This window comes from Hydrogenispora ethanolica, assembly GCF_004340685.1.
Classification (GTDB): Bacteria; Bacillota; UBA4882; order UBA8346; family UBA8346; genus Hydrogenispora; species Hydrogenispora ethanolica.
In genome coordinates, this window is record NZ_SLUN01000021.1 from 65,027 (window position 1) to 91,543 (window position 26,517).

The 26,517-nt window shown below is 50.8% G+C and carries 24 protein-coding genes; 11 read left to right on the top strand and 13 right to left on the bottom strand.

From position 1 onward, the window contains the following. Window positions 1-196: 196 nt before the first annotated feature. Window positions 197-421 carry a DUF5348 domain-containing protein gene (locus tag EDC14_RS16360; protein ID WP_132015384.1) on the top strand — a complete coding sequence of 75 codons (225 nt, stop codon included), beginning with the start codon at window positions 197-199 and terminating at the stop codon, window positions 419-421. Between the two features lie 100 nt (window positions 422-521). On the opposite strand, the gene EDC14_RS27810 is transcribed toward EDC14_RS16360, so the two are convergent. The 4 genes from EDC14_RS27810 to EDC14_RS16380 all read right to left on the bottom strand — a co-directional run bounded on the left by EDC14_RS27810 (window position 522) and on the right by EDC14_RS16380 (window position 2,755). After that, on the bottom strand, window positions 522-617 hold the full coding sequence (locus EDC14_RS27810) for a helix-turn-helix domain-containing protein (protein ID WP_243662968.1): 96 nt from the start codon (window positions 615-617) through the stop codon (window positions 522-524). Window positions 618-973: 356 nt separating this feature from the next. Beyond that, window positions 974-1,708 (bottom strand): hypothetical protein, encoded by a 735-nt coding sequence (locus EDC14_RS16370; RefSeq protein ID WP_132015385.1) that lies wholly within the window; start codon window positions 1,706-1,708, stop codon window positions 974-976. Further along, window positions 1,701-2,402: an ABC transporter ATP-binding protein gene (locus EDC14_RS16375; RefSeq protein ID WP_132015386.1), complete on the bottom strand. Its 702-nt coding sequence runs from the start codon at window positions 2,400-2,402 to the stop codon at window positions 1,701-1,703. Before EDC14_RS16375 ends, EDC14_RS16370 begins: the two co-directional genes overlap by 8 nt. Then, window positions 2,399-2,755: a GntR family transcriptional regulator gene (locus tag EDC14_RS16380; protein WP_243662962.1), complete on the bottom strand. Its 357-nt coding sequence runs from the start codon at window positions 2,753-2,755 to the stop codon at window positions 2,399-2,401. The genes EDC14_RS16375 and EDC14_RS16380 overlap by 4 nt, the downstream gene beginning before the upstream one ends. A 669-nt stretch (window positions 2,756-3,424) precedes the next feature. Here EDC14_RS16380 and EDC14_RS16385 point away from each other — a divergent pair. The 9 genes from EDC14_RS16385 to EDC14_RS16425 all read left to right on the top strand — a co-directional run bounded on the left by EDC14_RS16385 (window position 3,425) and on the right by EDC14_RS16425 (window position 13,945). After that, window positions 3,425-5,230: a sensor histidine kinase gene (locus tag EDC14_RS16385; protein WP_132015387.1), complete on the top strand. Its 1,806-nt coding sequence runs from the start codon at window positions 3,425-3,427 to the stop codon at window positions 5,228-5,230. 39 nt (window positions 5,231-5,269) lie between these two features. Beyond that, entirely contained in the window at window positions 5,270-6,811 is a 1,542-nt protein-coding gene (locus EDC14_RS16390) for a response regulator transcription factor (protein ID WP_165908073.1), read from the top strand. A gap of 371 nt (window positions 6,812-7,182) precedes the next feature. Beyond that, window positions 7,183-8,214 (top strand): ABC transporter substrate-binding protein, encoded by a 1,032-nt coding sequence (locus EDC14_RS16395; RefSeq protein ID WP_132015389.1) that lies wholly within the window; start codon window positions 7,183-7,185, stop codon window positions 8,212-8,214. An 81-nt stretch (window positions 8,215-8,295) separates the two neighbouring features. Then, complete coding sequence (locus EDC14_RS16400; protein WP_243662963.1) at window positions 8,296-9,069, top strand: ABC transporter permease; 774 nt, start codon at window positions 8,296-8,298, stop codon at window positions 9,067-9,069. Window position 9,070: 1 nt separating this feature from the next. Beyond that, on the top strand, window positions 9,071-9,871 hold the full coding sequence (locus EDC14_RS16405; protein ID WP_243662964.1) for an ABC transporter permease: 801 nt from the start codon (window positions 9,071-9,073) through the stop codon (window positions 9,869-9,871). Then, complete coding sequence (locus EDC14_RS16410; RefSeq protein WP_132015391.1) at window positions 9,844-10,644, top strand: ABC transporter ATP-binding protein; 801 nt, start codon at window positions 9,844-9,846, stop codon at window positions 10,642-10,644. The genes EDC14_RS16405 and EDC14_RS16410 overlap by 28 nt, the downstream gene beginning before the upstream one ends. A 60-nt stretch (window positions 10,645-10,704) precedes the next feature. Further along, window positions 10,705-11,415: an ABC transporter ATP-binding protein gene (locus tag EDC14_RS16415; protein WP_424337417.1), complete on the top strand. Its 711-nt coding sequence runs from the start codon at window positions 10,705-10,707 to the stop codon at window positions 11,413-11,415. A gap of 81 nt (window positions 11,416-11,496) precedes the next feature. Further along, a complete protein-coding gene (locus tag EDC14_RS16420; protein ID WP_132015392.1) occupies window positions 11,497-12,966 on the top strand; it encodes a sulfatase in 1,470 nt (489 codons plus the stop codon). Between the two features lie 70 nt (window positions 12,967-13,036). Next, window positions 13,037-13,945 carry a sulfite exporter TauE/SafE family protein gene (locus EDC14_RS16425; RefSeq protein WP_132015393.1) on the top strand — a complete coding sequence of 303 codons (909 nt, stop codon included), beginning with the start codon at window positions 13,037-13,039 and terminating at the stop codon, window positions 13,943-13,945. A gap of 79 nt (window positions 13,946-14,024) precedes the next feature. Here EDC14_RS16425 and EDC14_RS16430 read toward each other — a convergent pair whose 3' ends face one another. From EDC14_RS16430 to EDC14_RS16445, 4 genes are all read right to left on the bottom strand, one after another. Further along, window positions 14,025-14,810 (bottom strand): ABC transporter permease, encoded by a 786-nt coding sequence (locus tag EDC14_RS16430; protein WP_207930753.1) that lies wholly within the window; start codon window positions 14,808-14,810, stop codon window positions 14,025-14,027. A gap of 4 nt (window positions 14,811-14,814) precedes the next feature. Then, complete coding sequence (locus EDC14_RS16435; RefSeq protein ID WP_132015394.1) at window positions 14,815-15,618, bottom strand: ABC transporter permease; 804 nt, start codon at window positions 15,616-15,618, stop codon at window positions 14,815-14,817. Further along, window positions 15,615-16,592, bottom strand: a complete 978-nt coding sequence (locus tag EDC14_RS16440; protein ID WP_132015395.1) for an ABC transporter ATP-binding protein — start codon at window positions 16,590-16,592, stop codon at window positions 15,615-15,617. Before EDC14_RS16440 ends, EDC14_RS16435 begins: the two co-directional genes overlap by 4 nt. Window positions 16,593-16,837: 245 nt before the next feature. Further along, complete coding sequence (locus EDC14_RS16445) at window positions 16,838-17,527, bottom strand: CPBP family intramembrane glutamic endopeptidase (RefSeq protein ID WP_165908074.1); 690 nt, start codon at window positions 17,525-17,527, stop codon at window positions 16,838-16,840. 576 nt (window positions 17,528-18,103) lie between these two features. Between EDC14_RS16445 and EDC14_RS16450 the strand changes: the two genes are divergently transcribed. Further along, window positions 18,104-19,009 carry a methyltransferase domain-containing protein gene (locus EDC14_RS16450; RefSeq protein WP_132015397.1) on the top strand — a complete coding sequence of 302 codons (906 nt, stop codon included), beginning with the start codon at window positions 18,104-18,106 and terminating at the stop codon, window positions 19,007-19,009. Between the two features lie 16 nt (window positions 19,010-19,025). Here EDC14_RS16450 and EDC14_RS16455 read toward each other — a convergent pair whose 3' ends face one another. The 5 genes from EDC14_RS16455 to EDC14_RS16475 all read right to left on the bottom strand — a co-directional run bounded on the left by EDC14_RS16455 (window position 19,026) and on the right by EDC14_RS16475 (window position 26,150). Beyond that, window positions 19,026-20,444: a CDP-glycerol glycerophosphotransferase family protein gene (locus tag EDC14_RS16455; RefSeq protein ID WP_132015398.1), complete on the bottom strand. Its 1,419-nt coding sequence runs from the start codon at window positions 20,442-20,444 to the stop codon at window positions 19,026-19,028. 281 nt (window positions 20,445-20,725) lie between these two features. Beyond that, a complete protein-coding gene (locus EDC14_RS16460; RefSeq protein ID WP_132015399.1) occupies window positions 20,726-21,544 on the bottom strand; it encodes a TIM barrel protein in 819 nt (272 codons plus the stop codon). 372 nt (window positions 21,545-21,916) lie between these two features. After that, window positions 21,917-22,438, bottom strand: a complete 522-nt coding sequence (locus tag EDC14_RS16465) for a hypothetical protein (protein ID WP_132015400.1) — start codon at window positions 22,436-22,438, stop codon at window positions 21,917-21,919. 77 nt (window positions 22,439-22,515) lie between these two features. Then, complete coding sequence (locus EDC14_RS16470) at window positions 22,516-23,175, bottom strand: phospholipase D-like domain-containing protein (protein WP_132015401.1); 660 nt, start codon at window positions 23,173-23,175, stop codon at window positions 22,516-22,518. After that, complete coding sequence (locus tag EDC14_RS16475; protein WP_132015402.1) at window positions 23,172-26,150, bottom strand: LamG-like jellyroll fold domain-containing protein; 2,979 nt, start codon at window positions 26,148-26,150, stop codon at window positions 23,172-23,174. The genes EDC14_RS16470 and EDC14_RS16475 overlap by 4 nt, the downstream gene beginning before the upstream one ends. Window positions 26,151-26,517: the final 367 nt, after the last annotated feature.

The following is a 26,517-nucleotide window of genomic DNA, read 5'->3' on the forward strand; positions in this document are numbered from 1 at the left end:
GGGCAAGCGTCTCGCTACGGGGAATAACTATGGCTTTGACTAAGCGATTCACCGCGCGACAAAAGCAAAAAATTAACAGGCAGTCGACCCGGGCGAATCGGCTGCTTTTTATTATAAAATAGAAGATAGCGGATTCTTTTTTTCTCTATTTCAAGATTAATTTGGCCATAATAAATCGGAAAGGGGATTGAACAGTATGCTCAAAATAGAGGGATTCCTGGAAATGCAGCCTAATGGCAAGTATTTAGTGGGCGGGGAGCACGAATTGACCTCGGGGGAGTCGATTCGTATCAAAATGAGTGATGACCAATGGTTGCCGATGCGAATGGAACATGACGGGGAAACCTATTACCTTACAAACGGTGAGGTATCTTTTTACCCGAAGAGAATGTTCGTCCGATACGAAAGCAGCCGCAGCTGAGATAGCCGGGGAATCAAAATAGGACGAGAGGGTGGAATGTGACCCCTCTTTTTTGTATCGTCCTTAAATTGTATTTGCCTTTATTTTTAAAAGTTTTCCCTCAAGCAAATAATCGATTCGACACCCCAAAAAATTCCGCAATCCTAATCAAAGTCGCATACTCCGGCTCCCTCTGATTACTTTCATAGCGGCTTATCGTCTATTACTTGTTACTGAAGTTCCTCTTGTCTTGAACCTTGATTCACTTGATTAAAGGATTACCTTGATGAATTTTGTCTCTGAAAACGCTTGCCGTTTCTGTCTTTCGGATACCTATGGGTAATGATGAGGCCTTGCGACGGAGATGGGATGGACCATCCCAAAGCTTCGAAGTAATCATTCGCCCATCCCGGCAAAACCGGGCTTAGCCCCTTGCCGAAGCAATACCATGAAGCGCAAAAACCAAGGTCAGCAACTTCTGCTGACCTTGGTTTTCCGATGGAAGGAACCGGTTATTCTTAAATGGAATTTCGGATAACTCATCCGTCCGCATATCGGACTCCCACCCCGAGATTAATACCGTTCGAATTTATGCCGCAATAACGAACAGCTCCCCCAAAATCCGGCCAGGATTACCGCCAGCGAACCGAGCGCCCCGCAGAGCTGGACCAACCATTGGCGCCGGGACGTGGGTAAGACATAGATGTTGCCATGGTTTTTGACGACGATCTCATGGGTTCCCGCCACATTGAAAAGTAGAAAGGCCAACCCGACTAAGACCGTAATGATGCCGAAGGCAATTACGATTGTGGCCAGGCGCGCTCGATTACGGATGAAACTGAAGCTTTTCGCCGTAATATAAGAGAACATGATCACAATGGCGATGATGGCCATCACGGTTATGTATTCAATCAAGCCGCTAAAGTGAGTGAACAATACCATGCGTGACATTCCGAATTGGTTAATCACCGTCCAAAGAATCTTGGATAAAAGCATCCCGGAAAGGTTGATGCTGATTGCCAAAAGGAACTTACTCAGGAGCAACTTCTCCGGTTGCAGCGGCAGCGACAGCTCCAATTGCGCCGTGCCTTTCCGCAGCCAGCTGACGGTGGCCGTGACCGAAAGCAGCCAGGTATAAACATAAAAATACATGCTATACAGCGCGGCGATTCCATCGACACCGCTGGAGAAAGGCTCGATATGCCGCGGGAAAATTGCCGTTGCAAGCAAAACTGCGCCATAACTCAGATAAAGCCAACTATACCGCTGGACAAAATTGAACAGGTCCCATTTGATTAACTTAAGCATTTTGATAAACCTCCAGATACCATTCTTCGATCGACTTGCCGTGTTCCGACCGGATGTTGTCGGCGCTGCCGGAAAAGATTAGCTTCCCGTGATGGAGGAATAGTACTTCGTCCAGGAAAGCCTCGACATCCTTGACGAGATGCGTGGCAATGATGATCGTGCACTCCTCGGTTAACCCGGTCAGGATCGTTTTGATAATTTTATTGCGCGTCAACGGATCAATGCCGCCCAGCGGTTCATCCAGCAGGTAAAGACGCGCTTTTCGGGAGAAAGTCAACATGATCAGCACCCGTTCCTTCATCCCTTTGGACAAACGGCCCAATTTTTCCTGGGGGTCAATCTCTAAAAAGGAGCAAAGCTCGCTGGCGCGTTCGGAGTCGAAGTCACTGAAGAGATCCCGGTAGTAATGGATCGCATCCTGGACCGACATCCATTCAAAGAGCGCGTTATGATCGGGCATATACGAAATGAATCGTTTGCTTGCGAAACTGAGCGGCTCATCGGCGATGGCAATCTCGCCCGCATCCGCTTGGTAGATATGCATCAGCGTTTTTAAGAGCGTCGTCTTTCCGGAACCGTTCGGCCCCAAAAGGCCCACCACCCGGCCGGCCTCGAGTTGAAAGCTAACCCCGAGCAGCACTTGCTTTTTGGCGATCTTTTTGGATAAACCGACGACTGAGACTAGATTGTTCATGATTCCAGCGCCTTTCTGAGCATTTCGCAGATTTCAGTTTTTGAATAGCCAAGACTCTCCATACCGCCGATAAAGCCGGTAATGAACTTCGCGGACATTGCCTCTTTGAGTCCGGCGATAACCGCGGCGTCTTCCGACACGAAGCTTCCGATGCCGCGTTGGGTAAAGATGATGCCTTGCCGTTCCAGTTCCGAGCAGGCGCGTTGCATGGTATTTAAGTTGACTTCGAATTTTTCCGACAACGCGCGTACCGAATCCAGCCGGCCGCCGGGAGTGAGCGCCCCGGTCACGATCTCTTTTTTAATTTCGTCCATGATTTGGAGATAGATGGGGGTGGTATGATCGAATTTCAAATTGCACCTCACAGTGTTCCTGTGTTCTATACATATAATACACCGATACCCAAAAATGTCAATCAAAATCATAGAAGTGAGGGTTGGAGAAGTGTAGGGGGCGGATGAAGACGGGTTTTTGAAGATTGGCGAGGTGAGCAAGAGTAGACGACTGGGGAAAAAGTCAAAAATAATAAAATAGTAGTAAGTTTAAGAGATGTACTTTTCCAATATAAAGATTTATATATGGTATTGTAACCGGCATGTTACAATCAGCCTGACCGGGTCCAGTTGTGACGGAAGCAGTGGAGATGGGGGAAGGGACTTCCGGCTGCGGATTTAGCTAAGAACGTAGCTGGCGGATATAATTAGGGAGTTTGGAGCTCCTTTTTTTATTGGAAACGAACTTACCCGTTCTCCGGTTATCATCAGTTCGCCGGAGGAGTCCGGGCGCTTGCGACGGGTTTCGGCCGATTCCGCCAAACATTTCAAGTTGAAAAGCGCATCGTTTGCCAATATTTGCTCGGCTTTTGGTTTACGGGTTCCGGGTTAACCTGTGGTAAAATGTTTTTAAAGATTTTGTCATAAACATCAGGCTTAGGGCAAAATTTAACCGGTCCGGAAAAATTCCAACACGCTTGGAATGATGGCCCTTTTAAAACGAGATATTCGCTTTTGCCTGGGGAGGGGTTGTTCCTGAAATATATTCAGGCAATTTTGAAACGGTTGCCCATCAAAGATACCGGAAGCTTACAAACCAAGCTTTTTATCTTTTTTTTCGCCGTGATGGTTTTGATGGCCTTTTTGATCAGCACGGCTTCCTATTATGTCTTTAAAGGATTGATCAGCCGGGAGATCGGCCGTTCGCGGGTGGACGTACTGAGGCAGATCGGGGAACGAACCCGCGTCATCAAAAGCAGTATTACCACAGTTTCCAATCTATATTACGGCGATGAGCGAGTCTATCACGTTGTCTCGCGGCGCGCCATCGATGAAGACAGCCAGCGTCTGCTGGTAAAGAGTTTAAAAGCAATTGCGTCAAAATATCAAAAAGCCTTTGAACAGATCAACGTAACCTACTATGCCGTGGTGATCGGAGAGAACGGTTTCGGGTTCTGCTCCACCGCCAACGGTGAAGGTTACAATTACCGCAAAATCCCCAAAATGCTTTGGTACCGCAATGTAATTAAAACCGACGGGAAAATCTTCTGGGTAAGCAGTTACGACGACTCCGACAACGCCAAGGAAAGCCGATACGTATTTTCAGCGGCCCGGATTATCAAAGATAAGCAAACCGGGGAGCGGCTGGGAGTCCTGTTGATTAATATCGAGGAACGAAAGCTTTTTGAAACGTATGGCAATGTCTTAAATGGAAAAAACTCCATTTCCATTGTTGACGATAGGGGAAGTTTTGTATCGCACAGCGATGAGCACATGTTGGGCATCAATTTCTATGATATGAAAAGGTTTCGGGAGATCTTCGAGCCCAATAGCTTTCGGATCATCAAAAAAGGCAACGATCCCATCCTGTTATCGAACTACGTCGACCCCGAAACCGGCTGGACGATTGTGGAGGAGATTCCGGTCGGAGAGTTGCTGGCTCCGTTAAATAAAGTAAAGTATACCATTTTGGGGATTTTCTGTTTTTGCACGCTGCTATCGTTTATACTGTCGTTTTCTTTCGCCAATAAAACGGCGAAACCATTGAAGCAATTCTGTCTCTCCATGGAGAAGGTCCAAAAAGGCGATCTGGATGTGATCTCCGACATCAAAGGCTGGGACGAATTGCAACAGCTTAGCGACGGGTTTAATCAAATGGTGCAAAAGATCAAAGAGTTGATCCGCGACGTCAAGTTGGAAGAGCGCCTTAAACGAAAGGCGGAGCTGGATTTTTTACAGGCGCAGATCAATCCGCACTTTCTGTATAATACCTTGTTTTCGATCAAATGCCTGATTTCGATGGGTAAAACTTTCCAGGCGGAACAGATGCTTGCCGCATTCATGGTGTTGCTGGAGAGAGTGTTCAATCGAAAAGACGAATTCATCACGCTTGCGGAGGAGATCGAATGCCTGCGCCAGTACGTCTTGATCCAACAGTACCGGTATTCGCACAAGTTCGAAGTTTCCTACGATCTACCGCCGGCGGTTTTGGACTACCGGGTTCCCAAATTGATTCTTCAGCCGTTGGTGGAAAACTCCATATTTCATGGGATCGAGGCCAAACAAGAGCCGGGCAGGATCGTGATTAGCGCCGAACGCAAAAGAGATGAACTTTTCATCCGGGTGATCGACGACGGCGCGGGAATGGACGATGCGGCCTTGAAAGCCATCTGGAATAATCAGAATGGCAAGCAGGAAAAGCGATTTAACGGAGTGGGCATTATGAATGTTCAGCAAAGGATTCAAATGAATTTTGGCATCCAATACGGACTGAAAATATTTAGTAAATTGGGAAAAGGCACCAAGATTCAGATAAATCTGCCGGTTATCGACTGATCCCGTTTCAATTCTTTGCCAATGGGGAGGGAGCGCAGGTTGAAAATCCTGATTGTGGACGATGAGACCCCAATTCGCGAGTGGATTGAGTTTTGCATCCGAAAGCTTGGCGCCGCATACGAAGTCGTCGGACTGGCCACGAACGGTCTGGAAGCCTTGGAGATCTTTCAATCCACAATGGCTGACGTCGTTTTTATCGATATCAAAATGCCGATCATGGACGGAATGGAATTGATGAAACAGGTCAAGTTGTTAAAACCGGCTACGGAAGTCATCGTGCTGACCGCCTACAGCGATTTTGAATATGCCCGTTCGGCAATTAAGTACGGGGCGCTGGATTATATTCTAAAAACGGAAATCAATGATCGGATGATCGCGGAAATACTGGACAAGGCTAGTCAAAAGAATAAAAGCTCAGGTGAGCATGACCGTTATAACCTCGATACGATCTATTGGAAACGGGAAACTTTTTTCCGGCGGTTAATCGCTCAGAACGCAAAAACTGTCGATATCTCCGAGACCGAGCTTCAGGAGCAAAATATCCCCCTGAAGAACGGCTATTTATTTGCCGTGGCTTTAAAAGACGGCGCTTTCGACCAGGGGTTCCATTTTGACAGGCAGGCTATCATTGCAAGGCCGGATGCAATTCAGAATATTTTTGGATTTACTTACGATAAAAATATCTTTGTAATCCTGGCGAATATTACGGGTCTCCATAGTTTGGCGGAGCAACAGAAAACTGTAGCGGAGTTTGCTCGCGGGTTGCGGGAGTTTTACCGGTGTACGCTCGGCGTCAGTACCATACAAAGCGGTTTGAAGTGGATTGCGGCAGCGGTAGATGGCGCGGTTCACCAATTGGAACTGGAGTTTTATAACGGGGAAGGCAGCATCAATCAAATGGCCCCGGTTGACAATGGTGCGGAGCTTTTAAAAAAGTTGGAGGCGATTCGCGATTCAATCACGGAGACGGTTCAGCGCAATGGCGCAAGCGCCGTTACAGCACCGCTGGAGCAACTTTTTACGTTTATCCGGGAGCATAAAATCGGCGACATCGGGGGAGTCAAAAACATCTGCGGCCAGATCATCGATTTTATGTACGATTTTGTGGAGATTGACCGCAGGACGGAATTGTATTCCTCATATAAAATTAATGAAGAGATCGCTAAACTCAATCATCTTCAAGCCCTGCAAAGCTATGTGATGCGCAAAATGAGCGACGTTCTTGACGGCGCCCGCAAAGGAAACCCAAACAAAAACTATTCCCCGGCCATCGCCAAAGCGGTTGATTATATCCATCAGCACTATACGGAGTCCATCAACCTGACCCATGTCGCCGGCCTGGTCCATTTGAATCCGGAATATTTTTGCCGGCTTTTCAAAGAGGAGACGGGTCGCAATTTCAGCAATTATCTGGCCGGTTTGCGGCTCGGGAAGGCAGTGGAGCTCTTGAAGAAATCCGATCACAAAGTCTGTGAAATTGCCGAACGAGTGGGTTATTCCAACCTGAGTTATTTTTCAACGCTTTTCAAGAAGCACTATGGAATAAGCCCTTTCGACTTTAGAAATCGCAATATGAAATGAGGGATTACCAAAATCCATAACCGGTTCAACACGGGAATCTTCGACCGCCGTAGCAGAAACTCCACCACGGCGGTCTTGGCTTATTTGAGGAAGGAATGGGAATCAGCAACAAAGTCAGTTTTTTAAAAACATATCAAAATAATGTAACATATTTTTTAAACAAAGCGCTCCTTCACGATAACATGTCAAAAAAGAGTAATAATCCCTAAGTTTACTTTATATCATCGGCATCCCAGCAGAAGTATGATAAAGGTACTTTCAATACAATGGAAACTTTAAATAACTTTCCTGCTCGCGGCGGAGAAAGGAGGGCGATGAAGGGACTTGCCCAAAATCAAAAAGGGAGAAAAATAAATTAGAGGGGTGTTCGTATGAAGAAATTTGTTTTGCTTCTGTTGGTTATCGCGATTATCGGGTCTACTTTTGCGGATTGCTCCGCGGCATCCAAACCCAAAAAACTGCCGGTTCTGAAGGTCGCCATTATGCCTTTTTTGTTGAGTCTGCCGGTAAAATACATGGTTGACAGGGGCTGGGACAAGGAGAACGGTTTCAAGATTGAGACGATTCTCTTCTCGACCGGCGCTCCGATGAACGAAGCTCTCGGCGCGGGCCTTTGGGACGTGGCTACCATCGGTACGGCGGCAGTCACAACCATATCGGTCTATAACGCGAAACTGATCGCCGAAACCAGCGATGCCGCCGGCGGGATCGAATTATTTGCCCGGCCGGACAGCCCAATCGCCAAAGTGAAAGGCTTTAATCCGACCTTCCCGACGCTCATGGGGAACCCGGAAACCGTTCGCGGCAAAACCATCCTCATGCCAATCGGCACCATTGTGCAACTGATGGCGCTAAAATGGGAGGAAAAGATTGGCGTCAAAGATAAGGAAGTCAATTCGGTGAATATGGAGTATGCCACGGCCTTTCAAGCCTTCAATTCAGGGCAGGGGGATCTGGTCGCCTTAAATCCTCCGCTCAGCTTCATGGCCCATGAAAAAGGATGGGTTAGCGTCTGCAATCTGAATGACTTAAAAATACCTCAATATGATAATGTTTTGGCGAGCAGTAACGCTTATGAGAAGAAAAAGAATTTGCTGGTGAAATTCGTAAGACTGATGTACCGCGCCAATGCTGAACTGAAGAAAAACCCGGCGCTGGAGGCTAAAGAGCTTTCCGCCTGGTATAAGCAGAATGGTCAGAATGTAGATGAAAAATTAGTCAAGGCCGAAGTAGCCTCCAGACCTTTGCTTACGGCCGAAGACGCGCGCAAAAAACCACTGGGTGACGCCATGAAGACGACCGCCGAATTCATGGCCAGTATTGGCAAGCTGCAAACCGACAAGCTGCCGATCTTCGATAAAAATATTGTAAACGACGTCTTGAAAGCAGCTTTGAGAAAATAAGCCAATCATACCCTTACCGGGGTGGAGGCTCCTGCGACTCTTGGGAGCCTCCCTTCTTATCAACTTAAGCGGGGTGGAAACTTGAAACCAGCCGTAAAATACCGGATCATCTCCGTAATTTCCTTATTGACAGTCATTTTTATCTGGGAACTCTTGACTGATATTCTGAAGATCGTTCAAAGCTATACGATGCCCAGTCCCTGGTCGGTAATCAGCGCTTTTTACACCAAGTTATATGATCCGAACCCCGATGGGGCCACGCTTTTTCAACATATTTTGACCAGCTTGCAGATTGCCTTGACTGGGTATTTCTTCGGCGCTTTGTTCGGGATACCGGTCGGAATTGCTATGGCTTGGAACAAAAAGTTCGACATGTTTTTCAAACCCATCTTCGATCTGGTCCGGCCGGTTCCGCCGATTGCCTGGATCCCGATAATGATTCTATGGTTCGGAATCGGTTTACCCGCTAAAGCGGCGATCATTTTCATTTCGGCCTTTGTTCCTTGCGTAATCAATGCGGAGGCCGGCATCAGACAAACCAGCCCGGTCCATATTTGGGTTGCCAGAACCTTTGGAGCCTCCAATTTCAGAATTTTACGAACCGTCGCGTTGCCAACGGCACTGCCGTTAATCTTCACCGGACTCCGGATTTCCTTGGGAGTCGCCTGGATGACCCTCGTGGCTGCGGAATTGCTGGCGTCGACCAAGGGCCTAGGCTACATGATCCAAATCAACCGGATGCTGGGGAGATCCGATATCATTGTCGTCGGGATGCTGACTATCGGCGGATTCGGAGCCTTATTATCCTTCGTTCTGCAATTATTCGAGCGTAAGTACGTGAAGGGAGGCAGGTAAGTTGAAGGCAGCTCAATGGCGCGAAAAACTGAGGAGTGACCGGCAAAATATTTTTTGGGCTTTGGCGGCATTTTGCAGCATTTTAATCTTGTGGCAGGCGACCGTCACCTTCACCCTGGGGGGAGCGGCATTGCCGGGGCCTTCGAAAGTATTAAACGAATTCTTCAAATCGTTTTATACTCCGATTGGGCAATACACGCTGCTAGGGCATATCGGATGGAGCCTGTACCGGGTACTGGTAGGCTTCACGGCTGCATCCCTGCTGGGGGTGGTTGTCGGGTTGGCGATGGGCTGGTCAAAGCTGGCCAAGGCGATTATCGGCCCGGTCTTCGAATGGTTGCGGCCCATACCGGCGCTGGCCTGGATCCCGCTAGCCATTCTCTGGTTCGGCATTGGGGAGACGACCAAGTATTTCATTATTTTCGTCGGCACGTTTACCAATGTCACCTTGAACGCCTATGCCGGAGCCAGACAGGTGGATCCCGTGCTGATTGGGGCTTCCAGGATGTTGGGGGCCAAAAAAAATCAGGTTTTTACCCGGGTCGTATTACCGTCCTCGGTCCCCCAAATATTCGCCGGTTTGCAGCTCGGATTTTCAACCAGTTGGATGTCGGTGCTGGCGGCGGAGATGGTGCGCTCGTCAGAGGGAGCCGGCTGGATCATTATCATGGGGCAGAATACCGGGAATACCACTCAAATTATCGTAGGAATCATCGCCATCGGACTGGTCGGTTTATGTTTGGCCACGCTTATGAGAGGAGTTGAACGGGGATTATGCTCCTGGAACATCAGAGGGACCTGACGCCGGGTGATTCGAATTCGAAACAGGTGATTATCCGTTGCGACAATATTTCCAAAGAATTCAATACCAACGGCAAAAGCTTTCAAGTGATTCAAAATATCGACCTGGAAGTCGTAGAAAATGAATTTGTAGTTTTATTCGGGCCGGGGCAATGCGGAAAGACAACGCTGCTCAATGTCATCGCAGGATTGGAGCAGCCTACCACCGGAACGGTCGAAGTCAATGGCAAACGGGTGGAAGAGCCCGGCGCCGATCGGGGCGTGGTCTATCAGACCACCGCGTTGTTTCCCTGGCTGACAGTACTGGGAAATGTCGAATTCGGGCCCAGTGTCCGCGGGATCAACAAAAAAGAGCGCCGGGAACGGGCCAAATATTTCATCAATCTAGTGGGTTTGAAGGGCTTTGAGAACCATTACCCCGTAAAGCTCTCGGGGGGGATGAAACAGCGGGTCGGGATTGCCCGCGCTTATTGCAACGATCCGGTAGTGATGCTGATGGATGAGCCCTTCGGTCACCTGGACGCTCAAACCCGCTATATGATGGAGGATGAGCTGGAGAAGATCTGGCAACGGGAACGCCGTACCGTCGTCTTTGTAACCAACAATATCGAAGAAGCCTTATTTCTGGCGGACCGGATTGTCTTGCTCAACAACTGCCCGACCAGCATCAAAACGGAATACCGAATCAATCTCCCGAGACCGCGCAGTTATGTCGATCCGGAATTTTTACGGTTACGACAAGCTATCACCGAAGCCATGGATAAATCGCTCTGATGGAGCTTGGAGGATGAAAAAGTGATCACGAAAGACAAAGTCAAGGTCAAAGTCAGTAACATGACCAAATATTTCGGAGATCTATGTGTGCTGGATAATATCTCATTCGATGTCCAGGAAGGGGAGTTCCTGTGTATCGTGGGTCCGACCGGCTGCGGCAAAACCACCTTTTTAAACACTTTGACCAAACTCTATGATGTAACCTCCGGGGAGATCCTGGTCAACGGCGAACCGGTCGATTTGAAAAAACACAATCTGGCGTACATCTTTCAAGAATACTCCACCATGCCCTGGCTGAAGGTGGAGGAGAATGTCCGGTTTGGCTTGGAAATTAAAGGCCTGCCCGAAGCGGAAATCAAAAAAAGGGCCGACGAAGTGATCAAAATGGTCGGGCTGGAACCTTTTCGAAGTTACTATCCGAAGCAGCTGTCTGCCAGCATGCTGCAACGGGTGGTGATCGCCAGGGCTTTTGCCGTCCAACCGGAACTGTTGCTCATGGATGAACCTTATGGCCAATTGGATCTGGACTTGCGGTTCAAACTGGAGGATGAACTGATCCGCTTGTGGGAGAAGACGAAGACCACGGTCATTTTTATCACCCATAATATCGAGGAAGCGGTATATCTCGGCCAACGGATTCTGGTGCTCACCAACAAACCCACCAAAATTAAGGAAGAGATCATGAATGACCTTCCCCGGCCGCGGAATATCGTCGATCCGGCCTTTATCGATCTGCGCAACAAAGTAACCGATTTAATTAAGTGGTGGTAGCAGAGGACTCTTAGCAGGCAAAGCTGCAAATTGCCAGAATGGCTATTCGGCAATTTGAAATCCATGAAGAGGAGCTTTGACATGAAAGCGATTATGGTAATGTTTGATTCCTTAAACCGTCATTTACTGCCTCCCTACGGCTGCGATTGGGTGAAAGCGCCCAATTTTCGACGTTTAGCGGAAAGAACAGTTACTTTTGACAATTGTTATGTGGGGAGCATGCCGTGCATGCCGGCCCGGAGAGAACTCCATACCGGACGTTACAATTTTCTGCATCGCAGTTGGGGGCCGCTGGAACCGTTCGACGACTCCATGCCCGAAATCTTGAAGCAAAACGGCGTCTATACCCATCTGGTCAGCGATCACGGTCATTATTGGGAAGACGGCGGCTGCACTTTCCACACCCGTTACAGCTCCTGGGAAATCGCCCGGGGCCACGAGGGCGATCCCTGGAAAGGCGAAGTCGCGGATCCGGAGATCCCCGAAGCGATCGGCGGACAAGAACGGCTATGGCGCCAGGACTGGGTGAACCGGAAATATCTGCGGCGCGAGGAGGACCAGCCCCAGGCCAAGGTCTTCGAGATGGGGCTGGAGTTCATCAAGACCAACCGGGACGCCGACCGTTGGTTCCTGCAGATTGAGACCTTCGATCCCCATGAACCCTTCTTTACGCAGCAGAAGTATCAAGACTTGTATCCTCACCGGTACCAAGGCCCGCATTTCGATTGGCCCGACTACAAACCGGTCACTGAAAGCCCGGAACAAGTCGAGCATATCCGCTTCCAGTATGCCGCGCTGCTCAGCATGTGCGATGCCTATTTGGGCAAGGTTCTCGACTATATGGACGAATTCGACCTGTGGAAGGATACGATGCTGATCGTCAATACCGACCATGGTTATCTGCTCGGCGAGCACGACTGGTGGGCCAAAAGCATTCAGCCCTTTTACAATGAGATCGCCCATGCGCCGCTGTTTATCTGGGATCCCCGTTGCGGCAAAAAAGGGGAGCGCCGCGGCAGTCTGGTGCAGACCATTGATCTGCCGGCGACGTTGTTAGACTTTTTCGGGGTGGCCATTCCCCGGGACATGCAGGGGGTATCGCTCCAAGGGACGATTGCCCGGGACGACCAGGCCCATGAGGCCGTCTTATTCGGAATCCACGGCGGACACGTGAATATCACCGATGGACGGTATGTCTATATGCGAGCGCCGGTCAGACCGGACAACGAACCGCTGTACAATTATACTTTCATGCCAACCCATATGCGGAAACGTTTCAGCATTGCCGAGCTGTCTACTACCGAGCTGAGCGAGCCCTTTGCTTTCACTAAAGGATTGAGGGTCATGAAGATCAAGGCAAATACTTGGGAAGGGGTCAACTTCCATCAGTTCGGGACGATGTTGTTTGATTTGGCGAGCGACCCCCGGCAGGAACAGCCGCTTCACGATCCAGAGATTGAAGCGAGAATGATCCGGATGATGATCCGGTTAATGAAAGAAAACGATGCCCCGGCGGAGCAGTTTGAACGGTTGGGGTTGCCGCTTGAATAGCGGCCTGCCCCAATTCCAATCGCCGTCGTGATAAACAGCGAGATCATTACAATATCCGCAGGAGCGAACGATGTTTATTCATTTAGCCGGCGCAGACCTGGATGTGTGGTGGCCGGGCGTTATTTTACTGGGGGTTTTCATTGGCTCTTTAACCGGCCTTTTCGGAGTGGGCGGGGGATTTCTGCTCACTCCCGCCTTAAAAGTTTGTTTTGGAATTCCATACCCGATAGCTATCGGCAGCAGCCTGGCGCAATTCTTTGTAACCGGAAGTTTTTCGGCCTGGCGTCATTGGAGAGATAGAAATGTCGACCCCTTATTGGGGGCGATGATGGCCGGCGGCGCTTTGGCCGGGACCGAGATCGGGGTACGCCTCTTGAAGGTCATGGGTGACTGGAGTTCCATCATGCTGAATCATAAAGCCTGGCCGGTAAGAGACTTGCTGATCAATAGCATTTTTTTGATTTTGATGAGTCTGGTGGCGGTCTTCATCTGGCGCGAAACATCTCAATCCGGTGCGGATGAGGAAGCGGCCTCCTCCATGGCTCAGCATATCCAAAGCGTTAAGATTCCGCCGCTGATCACTTTTCCCTGTTCGCAAATTCTCAGCTTAAGCCCGTGGATCCCCATTCTCCTCAGCTTGATGGTGGGAATTCTGACCGGGATGCTCGGCATCGGCGGCGGCTTTATCAATTTCCCCCTGCTCATCTATGGCCTCGGCGTCCCGACCGCGGTGGCCGCGGGCACCAGCGCCTTTCAGATCATCTTCTCGACCGGCTACGGAGCCTTCCGGCATTTCTTTCAAGGGCATATCGAATTGACTCTGGTATTTCTGCTGGTCGTGGGATCGGTGCTTGGGGTCCAGCTCGGAGTGCGTGCTTCCAAATTATTGGGCGGTCGGAAGATCCGGCGCTGTTTCTGTGCGGTAATTTTATTGGGGATAGCCGTTATTCTCTTTGATCTATTCTCCGGGCTGGCATGATATTCCGGCTCAGGCAAGGGAATAGGGCTAGCCGCGTTCATCGAAAGATGAAAGCGGGAGGGAAAACTTGCCCCTTTCCCTACGATCCGGTCGACCGGTAATGGCGGACCCCGATCCGCCAAACTCCTAGACAGGGCAAGAGGAACAGGACTCCGGCCAATGGCGAAAGCATGAATAACCAAGCCCGCTGCCCTTCGGCCTTGCCGAGAAGGTAGAGCAATGGAAGGTAATTGACGCATCCGAACGGGATCACGAAGGTGAAGAAGCGGATCACCCATTTCTGATAGATTCCCAACGGATACTGTCCCATCTCGCGGCCGCCGTCGGTGAAGATATTGACGATCTCCAGGCCCTGGATGGTCCAGAAACACAGGGTCGCCGCCAGGATGAACAGGCCGGTGAAGATGCAGGCTCCGCTGACCACCATCAAGGTCAGGGTGAGCGCTTTGGGGACGTTCCAAGCGATGGGGAGACAGCTGACCGCCCAGATCAGGACGGCGCCGCCCTGGATCAAACGCCCGATCCGGCTGAATTCGAACCGGGAAGCGAGTACCTGCAGGACGGTGCCGCGCGGCCGGACCAGGATCCGGTCAAAGTCGCCGCCGGCCACCAGAGCGGAGAAGCCGTCAAAACCCCGGGCGCAACATTCGCTGTTGGCGAAGGCCATGTGGATCACGGCGAAACAAAGGGCGACCTCAAAGAAGCTCCAGCCCCGAATCGAACCGAACTTTTGAAACAGCAAATACATTCCGGCCAGGAGCGCGAAAGGCATGAACAACTGGCCCAGCGCCAGCAACCAGAAGGAAGAACGGTATTGCAACTGCGCCTTGAGCAGCAGCGCGATATAACGGCAGTAGAGTTTCACGGCCTCACCCTCCTTGAATGACCACTTTGCGCAGGACTTTGCCCAGCGCCCACCGGCCCAAAATCACCAGCGCCGCCAGCCATACCAGTTGAATCCCAATGCCCCGCCAGGCCTCCCCGACCGGAATATTCCCGCTGTAAATCCTGAACGGCAAATCGGCCGTCAAACGGAACGGGAGCAAGTAAACCAGGCGCTGCAACCTTTCGGGCATCAACGGCAGCGGAATCACCATTCCCGCCAAAAATTCGCCGACCGTCGAAAACACCATCAAAGAACCGGCAGGGGACATGGTGACGAAGACCGAAAGATACATGAACATCGAAAGCGCCACCAATACCAGGAGCCCGAGGATGAGCGCGATCACGAACAGCCCCAAAGCCGCCGGGTCCGGCGGCGGGATCAAGCGGTACGGCTGGGGGAGCAGGGAAGCGGCGATCAGAATGGGAAAACAGCGCAATAGGGCCGCCGCGAGCCGTTGCGCCAAAAGCTTGGAGAACCAAAGGCCGTAAATACCGGCGGGACGGCACAATTCATAAGCGACGTTGCCGCTGGTAATTAAATTGAGCAATTCCTGGTCGCGGAACCAGATCATGATGAAAGCCAGGAACGCCTGTTGCAGCCAGATGTAACTCACCAACTGCCGGAGGGTGATGGCCGGAGCCGCCGGGTTCTGGCTGTAAAAGGCCTCGTAAATCATGATAAAGAGAAAGCCCCAGAAGAACTGGGTGGCAATCCCCGCCAAGGCGGCCGTGCGGTATTGCAAGCCGTTGATGAGCCGTAATTTCAATACTGCCAGATACGCTTTCATATCCGGTACTCCTGATACAACTGGGCCATCAGCTCCTCGACCGGCGGCGCGTCGACCGTCACATCCACCAGATCCAGCTGCCGGGAGAGCGCGGCGATCGTCTCCGCTACCGAGGCTTGCAGCGTATCCACGCTGTAAGCCGCCCTTTCTGCCGTCCAAGAAAGCAGAGTGGTTCCGGGGATCAGCACCGTCTGCGGATGCTCCCGGAAAGCGACGGTGACCGTTTTGCGGGTCGTGAAACGGTGCTTGATCTCATCCAGATTGCCGTCATACAAAATCCGGCCCTTGCCGATCAATAGGATCCGCCGCGCCAGCGCCTCGATATCGTTCATATCGTGGGTGGTCAAAATCACCGTCACCTGTTTTTCCCCATTGATCGTCTTGATGAACTGGCGCACCGCGATTTTGGACACCGCATCCAGTCCAATCGTCGGTTCATCGAGGAATAACAACTTGGGGCCGTGCAAGAGCGCGGCCGCGATTTCGCAACGCATCCGCTGGCCCAGGCTGAGTTGGCGCACCGGTGTGTCGATGATCCCATCCAGTTCCAGCGCTTCGGTCAACCGCTTTAGATTGGCGCGGTACTCCTTCGGCGGCACATCATAGATGTCGCGCAGCATCTCCAAGGAGTCGATCACCGGCACATCCCACCACAGCTGGGTACGCTGCCCGAAAACCACGCCGATGTTTTTGACATGGGCGATCCGTTCCAGCCAGGGAGTCCGGTCCATCACCGTACAACGGCCCCGGTCCGGGACTAGGATTCCGCTCATCACCTTGATCGTGGTCGATTTCCCGGCGCCGTTGGGCCCGATGTACCCGACAATCTCCCCGGGGGCAATGGTAAATGACACCTCATGCAAGGCTTCGACCCAATCATACTCGCGATGAAACAGCGCCCGGACCGCCTGCCCCACCCCGGCGGAACGTTTGGCCACTTTGAATGATTTGGATAATCCCTCGACGATGATCAAGATTGTTGGCTCCCTTGCTATTTCTTGGAAAAGGACAATTATTTTATTACTTTACGGCGAAGTTGTCAAGGGGACGGGCGGATGCTTCAACCAAAAATCCCTAACACAATGGTCAGGGATTTCGAACCTCAGATAAATTACTCATCCGAGGCGGGATTGTCGCTTGGATTTCTCCTATAAGACTACCTTCCGTCCAATGTCTCGTATTTACGGCGTGTATAAACCCGGCGGTTCGATCCACCGAATTAGTCCAGGCCGATGGCGAGGATAAGCAGTGGAGCATTGCTGAGAAAATGCGTCAAGATGCACGCCCATAGATTCCGGCGCCAAACGTAAAGGATATAGATGAAAACAGTGCCGATTCCATGATAAAGCAGCCACTGCGTTTCAAAAAACTGAATATGAGGGAACACAAACACCATAAAACTCAGGGATACGGCAATCCACAGCTTTCCGGTCAATTCGCGCAACCGTTCAATGGAATATCCCCGGAAAAGAATCTCTTCAGTAACCGCTGTCGTGATAATAAGGGCGATGATCACTGGGAGCGGGAGGTTAATTAACGTATCAAGTCCTTCATTGTGCGGTTGAGGTGCAATCATATTCATTATCCAGTTCCAGCTCATCCCGATTCCCCAAAAGATACAGGCCCATTCCAAATCTTTTTTTGTGGGACGCGCCAACCGAATCGAGGCGAGACCTCGGCGCTCAATTACGATAATGTACAGCGTCAGGACCAAAACGGACAGCCAATTCCATAAGATGACCGATGGAGGTCCTTCCGGCCCGAACCGCGTTCCGAACAGGTTTAAAATCTTATGGATATAGCCAGGGAGATAGGCAATGGAGAGTCCGACCACGATAACGAAGCGATGGGACCAATTTTTGTCGGCGGGTTGCTTTTGAGTTATCGTTGAGATGTGTTCTTCCTTCATCACGAATCCCTCCTCAGCTATCATTCTAGCATCATTCAATTTCAACCGCAAAATCTTGAACCCCAGAACCTTGCGGACCCCTTAACCGGGTATATTGAATTCCTGAACCTCTCGGAAACACCACAGATGGCCGATCCGCCAATCCTTCCATTTTCGCACGATAGTGGATCCCGGACAAGTAAATGCGCATATCCTGAAGCGCCGCTTCTTCCTGGCAGTCGTGGACCGACTCGCAAGATAATAGCAGAAGCAAAGGTTGAATTTTAAATGAAACTTGACAAATTTCGTTAATTAGCGAAACTTGCCGAAAAAATTAATTTTGACGATGACGCCGATCGCATGTTATTGTTCCAGTCTTGATTTTTTGTGTCTTCAGGAGTAAATCCAGTTGATATTATTTATCATATAATAGAACGGGCAAGATAGATGAAAATTAGGGATGATTCAATGAAAATAACGGCTTCGACCCTAAAACGAAGTTTATGAAAATCAAATGGAATAAGCCAAGCGAATGGAAAGAAAATCATGGCATATGCTGAAAGTGGTGGTTCGTGAAATTGACGGGAGGAAAAGAAAATGGAATCATTGGGTATCTTAAGCGAGATTAAAGAAATTTATAGCAAAAACCGTAATATTATCCAATACCTCAAGAATGCAGAGAAACGGGATACGAATTCAATCGAAGACATCATGATCAGCTATGATTTTCAATCAGGAACTTATATCGAGGAATACTTGCAGAACCCCTCATTTCACCAAAAATACTGTTCGTGTTTATCAAAGGTTATGGAAGACTTAAACGTGGAACCATTGGAAACTCTGATGGAAATCGGGGTAGGCGAAGCCACCGTTTTGGGCCCGCTGCTTAACTTATTAAAAAAGGCGCCAAGGCATTGTTATGGTTTCGATATTTCATGGTCTCGCATCAAATACGCTAAACGATTCTTAGAAGCATTAAAAGTGACGAATGTGGAATTGTTTGTGGGAGATTTATTTCATACCCCGTTAAAAGATAGCTCCGTGGATATCGTCTATACTTCCCATTCGCTAGAACCGAACGGCGGTAGGGAAAAAGAAGCATTAGCCGAGCTATACCGCATTACGAAGAAATATTTGATTCTTTTGGAGCCATTATATGAATTGGCCGATGAAAAGGCCCAAAAAAGAATGATCGAGCAGGGATATGTCACAAAACTGTATTCCGCAGCTGTGGAATTAGGTTATCCCATTATGGAGCATCGATTATTCGGTGCGAGCAGGTGCCGTAACCCTTTAAATCCCACAGGCTTGATCGTTATTCGGAAAGATTCGAACGATAAAGTTACCAATCCTTTTGGATGTCCCATTACGAAAACAGACCTTACAAAAATAAACGATGTCTATTATTCCCAGGAGAGCATGCTCGCTTATCCCATCGTCGGCGGAATCCCTTGTTTACTGCCTCGGAATGCGGTTGTAGCCACTAAGTTTCTGGTTAACTAGCTTCATGTCCCTTATACTATGCGATGCCGCCGTTTTGACAAAGCTTTTCTATTTCCTCGAAGAGCCGCTTGGATGAATCACCGTCGGGAATACAATAATCAGCGAGAAAATCATGATATTGGTTAACTGCCGCTTCCCTGAAGGATTCATCGGACATTAATCGCTTGACCGTTTGAGTCAGTTCCGCTGAGTCGGTAACTCGAAGCGATGCTCCTAACTCACCGTAAGAAAAATGAAGAGGAGTGGTGGGTTCTACGGTGATCACCGGAAGTCTAAAAAGCATTGCTTCAAATGCCGCCGTTGAGCAATGGGTAATAAAAAAATCAGCTCCACTAAGGGCATTATAGAGACTAATGTTTCCAAAGGGAAGTACTTTGCGGTTTGAGTAGCCGGCAGTTAACTGCTGATACTGCTCGATAAGAGAAGTTTCGCTAGGATGCATCAAAATGAGTAAAAATAGATCGGAGATCGGCGCCAGGCCATTGAGAATAAGGGGGACGATGATGTTTCTTTCGGTGCCGGTCGCATAGACCATGATCTTTTTAGCGGAATCGATCTCTGCCATTTGGCAGAGTTTGTCGCGGTTCCACCATTCCCGGTTAAAAATAACATCGAACCGGGGGGAACCGATTATGGAAAATCGCGATTTCGGGAACCCATACTGCTGATACCATGCTCGAAACGCTTTTCCCCAAACCAGTTTTTTGGTTGCTACGATTGGAATATTACAAAACAGCCCACTATCGGAAACGATGCCGTGTTGTAAAGTGGCTGAAGGAACCCGGTTGGCTCTGGCGACCAGATTGAGGGCATTATCCATCCACACGATGGATGAAATCGTCAATACCGCGCCGATGTTGAATGTTTCAAACAGTAACTGGACTGCATCAATGACTCGAACCGTTTCGGGAATTTTATCCTTGAGCCAATTTAACAAGTCGGCGCTTCCGAAGATGGGATCGCCTTTTCGGCTCTTAACAATTTTCGTAATCTGTTGGGTGAGTTTATTGACAGCGCGCGGATTTTCCCGATAATAGCTTTGAATATTATGCGGGATTAAATCGGGTCGATTAAATTTGATAAGCTCGGCTTCGGCTTGATCGGGGCTTAACAAGAAAATTCGTTCTCGGGGCAAGTGGATTGAAGCAATGTCTCCAAATCCTCCCCGCATGAGTACAGTCCCGCCGGGATGCGGATCATAGGGGTATGGTTCATCCAGCCAATAATAAAGCGTTACATCGCTCACCTGATCCAGCTCTTCTTCGATATAGGGGAAATATTCCTTAGCGCTGTTTGAACTCCAGTGGTTTAGAGAATAAAGATAGAATGGATAGTCTAGATATCTCGCAACCGGAACACCGCGGTAAGTTACACTTTGAAACCGTTCCAAAAAACGGTGGATAATAAAACCGGAAAAAAGGTTTTGTTCATTCATGCTTTTTTTACCTCCATACGTAAAAAAGTATGCGATGGGCTTGTATAATATATCAGTTCAATCGGGTTTTCGTCCCATAACATTCCATATGGTCGAAATTTTATTTGCATGATAGGAACGGATGAAATCTGATTTTGGGAATTATCTGTTTATACAAACCTTTATCTGAAAGTGAACAATGCTTTGATCGGGCTTTGAGTATGAAAAAACCGCCCCGAAAATAGGGCGGTTTCTTAATTTATCAGCCGGAACATTCCCGGATGACCATGAGGCTTAGTCCCTCACAATTGGGCATAGGTCTCCTTCAATAACAGCGCGTCGCGCTCCAGGATCGGGCTCTCGCAGATGATGCAGCCTTTGACGTCGAGATCCTTCAGGGCTTGCAGGCACAGTTGATACGGGAAGTCGCTCTCCTTGAACTCAAGGTGGTTCTTTTCGCCTTTGGCGCCGTAGTGGATCCCGGACAGGTGAATGTGCATGTCCTGCAGCGCCGCTTCCCCCAGGCCGTCGCGGATCTTCGTCAGAATGGCCGTGAAATCCTCGTAGGCTTTGAGCGCCCCACCGCCCCGGGCGTGGAGGTGCGCGAAGTCGACGCAGAGCCGGCAGGTCGGCACCTCTCGGCAGAGGGCGATCAACTCGTCCAGGCTGCCGAATTGGGTGGGCTTGCCGGTGGTCTCCAGTCGGTAGTGTACGCCCAGATCCGGCAGTTTGAACAGGTTCTCCTTGATGGTCCCATAGGTATCTTCCGCCGAATCATTCAGATAAAAGCCGGGATGAAAGACCAGGCTCCGCCCGCCGACCGAATGCAACGCCCGGGCGCCCTTGATGATCCGTTCCAGCGATTGCTCCTGCTTTTCCGGCTCTTCCGCGTTGAGATTGATGAAATAGGAACCGTGTGCCGAGAGATACAGATCCTGCTCGTTTTTTTCGCGCAGGATGGCGTCTTTATTTTTGTCGGTGACGTTGACGTTCCGGACAAATGGCAGCTCCATGGCGTCCAAGCCGATGGATTTCAAATAGGCAATGCCGCTCGGATAATTATATTTCACGGACCCGTCGCCCAGTGGAAGCCCGGATATCCCAAATAACAGCCGCTCCATGATTTGCTCCCTCGCATTATAGCTTGTGATTTTCCACCATCTTATCATGATCCGTTGCGAAGATCAAATCTGACAGGAAACGTTCCATGCCAATGAAACGATCCCGGATTGAAAGGGAAGCGGCGTGGCGCGCGGGTGAGACGGTCCTCCCGGCAAAGAAATCGTTCTGATGCATGATGGGCATTTGCAGCGATCAATCGGGCTTCATTCAGCTTACAGTATGCTCCACTTGCTCGGTTATCCCTATGGACAGCGACAGTTATCGCATCATCCCGCAAGCCGATCCATCGAAAGCCGCCAGCTAAGCCGGCGGCTTTCAAAACAGCGGGTTTATGTTCGAACGTCCGGAGTAAGGAAAAGAAATGGCTTTTTTTAAACGTTCCCCGCGTAGTACATATAATTCCGGGGCGATTTCACCGCTTGGGAAGGATTGTACTTCGCTAGAAAACGCGCCGAATCTTTATCGTAGACATTGGCCAATTCAATGGTCGTCGCGTCGCCGGCTTCGATGTAAATCAGGGATAAACTCGCCTGGAACTGTATTTGATCGAGCGTCTCTTGCAGATATAAGCCTTTCCAAGGCAGTAGCGTTTGCAGATCCGCCGTTGTGTCGCTCAAACAGAAGATGAGTTCATTGACCAATTGGTAGGCGAGCATATTGTCCAGGTCATAGAGAAACTGAACCGAGCTCAGCTGCCTGGCGATGGCGGCATATTTATTGCTCACATCGGTCTTGGATGAGTTGCCGAACCACTCGGCAAATTTATCGCCGCCCCCTAAAGCGGCTTGCTGAGCTTTTTGCGATAGGGAAATGGCTGTTTGATGCGCTTGCAGAATGACATCTTGCTGCGCCGCGCTTCCGCCTCGGAATTTGACATTGGTTAAACCGCCCATGGCTATTGCTCCTTTTCTTTTTTATTTTACGAGATTGTCTGCCCGATATCCGCCGTCCGCCGCCGCGCGGTGAAAAATCAGTACAGGTCGGACGGATCAATCACCGCGGTGATGTAATCCATCACCCAGGACGGCGGCGTGGTGCTCAGTACATTGATAGGCAACGGGACGACCCCGACCCCTTCGACCGGGTGCTGGGCAAAGTCATTCATTTTGGCTTGCCAGTTGAGCGGGGTGTCCACTCCCCAATGCTGGAAGATGGTTTCGCGAATCTCTTTGGCCTTGGCGCTGCTGTTGATGCCGACACTGCATTCGCCGTCCCATGATAGACTGCGGGTGGTGAAGTTGGCGCTTCCGACTTGGGCGTAACTATCATCCACCAGCGCCAGCTTGGAATGGATGTAAATGCTCCGGAAGTTCGCCAACAGGCCCGGCAATTGAAACTTTTTTTCATTCGGATCCAGCGTATTGAAGTAGCGTACCGGGGAGGTGAGGACAATCCGGCTGTTGGCGGTTTGGACCACATTCACCAGGTAATCTTTGATGGAAAACTGATGAGCCCGGCTGTCCGCTGGAAGCGTGTATTCGAAAATGGCGTACTCCAGCGGCTTTCCGTCCGGGATGGTCACGCGGTAACTGCTGCATTGCGCGGGCGTGACGATCGTTCCCTCCGCAAAGCAGGCCTGGGTCCATTCGTTGGTGCTCAACAGGATGGCGCCAAAGGCGATCCGGCTCATATAGAACTGTCCCGTCTGATCCTCGTGATCATTCCCGTTGGTGGGATGGGGGGGAGATTGATGATGAGGCGGAAATTGGCGCCGGCGCTCTTCAGCTTGTCGCTCAGCGCTCGTACCAAATCGGCATCGTGGAAGGCGAAATTCTCGAAATAAACGTATTGGGTGGCCGCCTTGATCTTCTCAACCAGTTTATCCTTGATCTTGGTCACCGGTTGGCTGAATTGGGACTCGGTGATCAAAACGTCGATGGGGTATTGCGGTCCATCCGGAAGCAACGGGTTTTGGTACGGAAATTGGGTCGGTTTTCCGCAGCCGCAGACGTCGGCTTGGTCGAAGCAGCTGTCGTGATTGATCTGCCAGCAAGCCACCTTGGCATAGGTTCCGGAATTGGCGATCTCCGTGTCGATGCGGGTGTTGGCCCAGCGCCGGTTGAACTCTTGCTCCACCATTTCGACGACCGGCCCCTGAAGCAGTACCGCCGTGTCGTGCCAGGTGTGAAAATTGCTATGGTCGTACATCGGATGGTCGAGATCGTCCCAATAAGGCGGGGTAATGATATTAAAGCCCCCGACCAAGGCGCACTTGACATTATTCACCGAGAAGACGGCCAGCTTCTGATGCTGGGAGTTAATCGGCAAAAAGCCCGAACTATATTTTTCCATGGCCACCTCCACCTGGGGCAGGCCCTTGAGGGCCGCGGCGGTGCGGCTGTTGCGCCGGGCGTCTCTGCCGGTCAGCCATTTGCGCAGGTAATACTTGAGAAAATCGCTATGCTCCATCATGTGGTAGATCGGTTGGGTATCCCACATCAGGACGTAAGCCTTGTTTCCGGCGTCGGAGATTCCTTTGATCAAGTTTTCAAAGGTGGGCTTGGCCGGCGGGGTAATGCCGGCCGGGTCGTAATGGCCCGCTTGGACCGCCAGCAAGAGATCGCGAAAGAGCGGGAAGTAGTTCCGGCCGTCGACGATGAGCGAAGCCACGCCGTTGTTTCCCCCGCCGATCGGGGACGGATCGACGCCGATCTGATCCGCGACTTGATAGCGCTGTTTGGCGATGTCTCCCTCCAGGCCGATGTTGACCAGCAGTGTGCTGGTGACGCCCACGGCCAAAGCGGCTCCGCCGAGGATCGGTAAAGTGACCGGCGCGCCGACGATTGCCACCACGGTCATCGCCACCGCTCCCGCGGCCGCCAGGGTGATGCCCGCCCACTTGGCCACGCTGCGCCAGCTCCAGGACAAAGCGGCCCGGGTGGCGGGCGGGGCCCCGTAGAGCTGTTCCAGCGTATCGTTGATGGTCGTCGAGACATCTTGGTTGGGCGTGGTCTGGACGCTGAACAGAACCGGGAGCGCGGTCGTGGTGCGGATCGCAAATTTCCATTCTCCCGGTTGCGGATTTTTCACAATAAACACATGAACCGATTCGCCGTCCACATGAACATACCGATCATCGGTGTTGGTCTCCTGGTCCAGTTGGCTTCCGTCCGGCTGATAGACTTTGACGACAGCGCCGTTGGGGAAGGAGATATCATTGACATCTTTATTGATTAAGGCCCCATAGAGATAGGGGGTGCCCGGGTCGATCTTCAGCGTCTGTCGGCGTCCGGCTTGATTGTGGACTTCGGCGAAACCCACCGCGCCGCTGGGGCTGGCCTGATTATGGACGTGCGATGAGTCGGCGAAGCTGTTGTCCAGCTCCCAAAACCCGGCCAGGCCGGATGCGTCCGGCGTGATCATGTTAAAACGCGCATCTTGAATCTCCGCTTCGCTCAAGGCGCGCTGCCACAGCGTCACGTCTTGAATACACCCGGTAAACTGCCGGTACGGCTCCTGCTCCTGATCGCAATGGCCGATCACGATCCGCCGGGCATTGGAGACATTCAGGGGGGAGGGCAGACTGTAATGGGGAGTGACCGGCAGGCTGACCCCGTCCAAATAAATGGAGAAGACGCCGCCCCTCCGGACAGCGGCGATCCCGTGCCACAACCCGTTGAGGGCCAGGGTCGCGGAGGAGGTGACCTCATAGTAGCCAAACCCGTTATCCGTCGCCAGCTTGATGACGCCATCGGGATTGAGGACCACCAGCCACCCGGCGCAAGCGGCGGAACCGCCCTCCGTTGATTTCCTGGAGACAAGCGTCCCCGGAGCCTTGGTCTGAAACAGAGCGGTGACGGTAAAATCGCCGGTGCCAAAGTTGTAAGCGGGATTGGACGGGGCTGTAATCATTCCGCCGCCGGCGATGCTGGCGGCGTCGACCGGATCGGCCTCGGCGCTCAAGTCAATGGCGCAATAAGCGTATTTGTTGACGGACTCCGCCCAAACGCAGTGAAACACCGCCAGCCAGCGGACCGCGCCGATCGGATCGGCGTCATTCCGGGTCTGCGAGGAATCGGTAAAGTCCTGATTCAGCTCCCACAACCCCACCAACGCCGGATCCAGGGGGTTGATGTTATTGAACATGGTGCTTTGAATCTCCGCCGGGTCCAAGGCGCGGTTCCAGAGGGAGATGTCTTCGAGAACGCCGGTGAATTGTTTGTACTCTTCTTGTTCCTGGTCGCAATCGCCAATCACGATCCGGCGGCGGTTGCTGATGTCGAGGGGCGTCGGCAGGCTGAAACGGGGAGTTACGGCGATTGCCGCGCCGTCAAAATAGATGGAGATGGCGCCGTTTCTCCGGATGGCGGCGACCGCATGCCAGGTTCCGTCCAAGGCCGGGGTGGGTTCGGAATTGACTTCATAAAACCCGAAACCATTATCGGTCGCCATTTTGATGACCCCGTCCGGCTTTAGTGTCAGGAGCCAGCCGGCGCATTCGCTCGATCCACCCTCGCTGGACTTGCGGGATATCAAGGTGCCGGGCCGGGCGGTTTGGAAAAGAAGGGTGATCGTAAAATCGCCTGTGCCGAAATTATAAGCGTCATGGGAGGGGATCTCCAAATAGCTTTCCTTCGGGATCAGCATTCCATAGTCTGTTTCCATCCTCCATCAATCCTCCTTATTTTAGGGCGTCTATTTCCTCAATATTAAATATTTTCTAGAATTTTCCTCTGATTTTTTATTCTATATATCGCTATTAATTTTTGAGAAGCTTCGATAAATTACGGTAAATAAGAAAGGAATCAATCTTGTGACAGGGAATGTTGCCGTGCGTCCGTGGCGGGGCACTACTGATCCGGTGGCTCCGCGTTTTCATAGAAAAAATAACCGGGCTTCCTCCTTAGCAAACATCTACCGTTCATAAACTAAAATTTGCTAAATTTTAACAGTATCTTTTTTCAGCTTACCATAAAAAACATAAAACTTAAATTGTCTCTCTGGATAAAAAAAACAGCGTATCATTATCCAT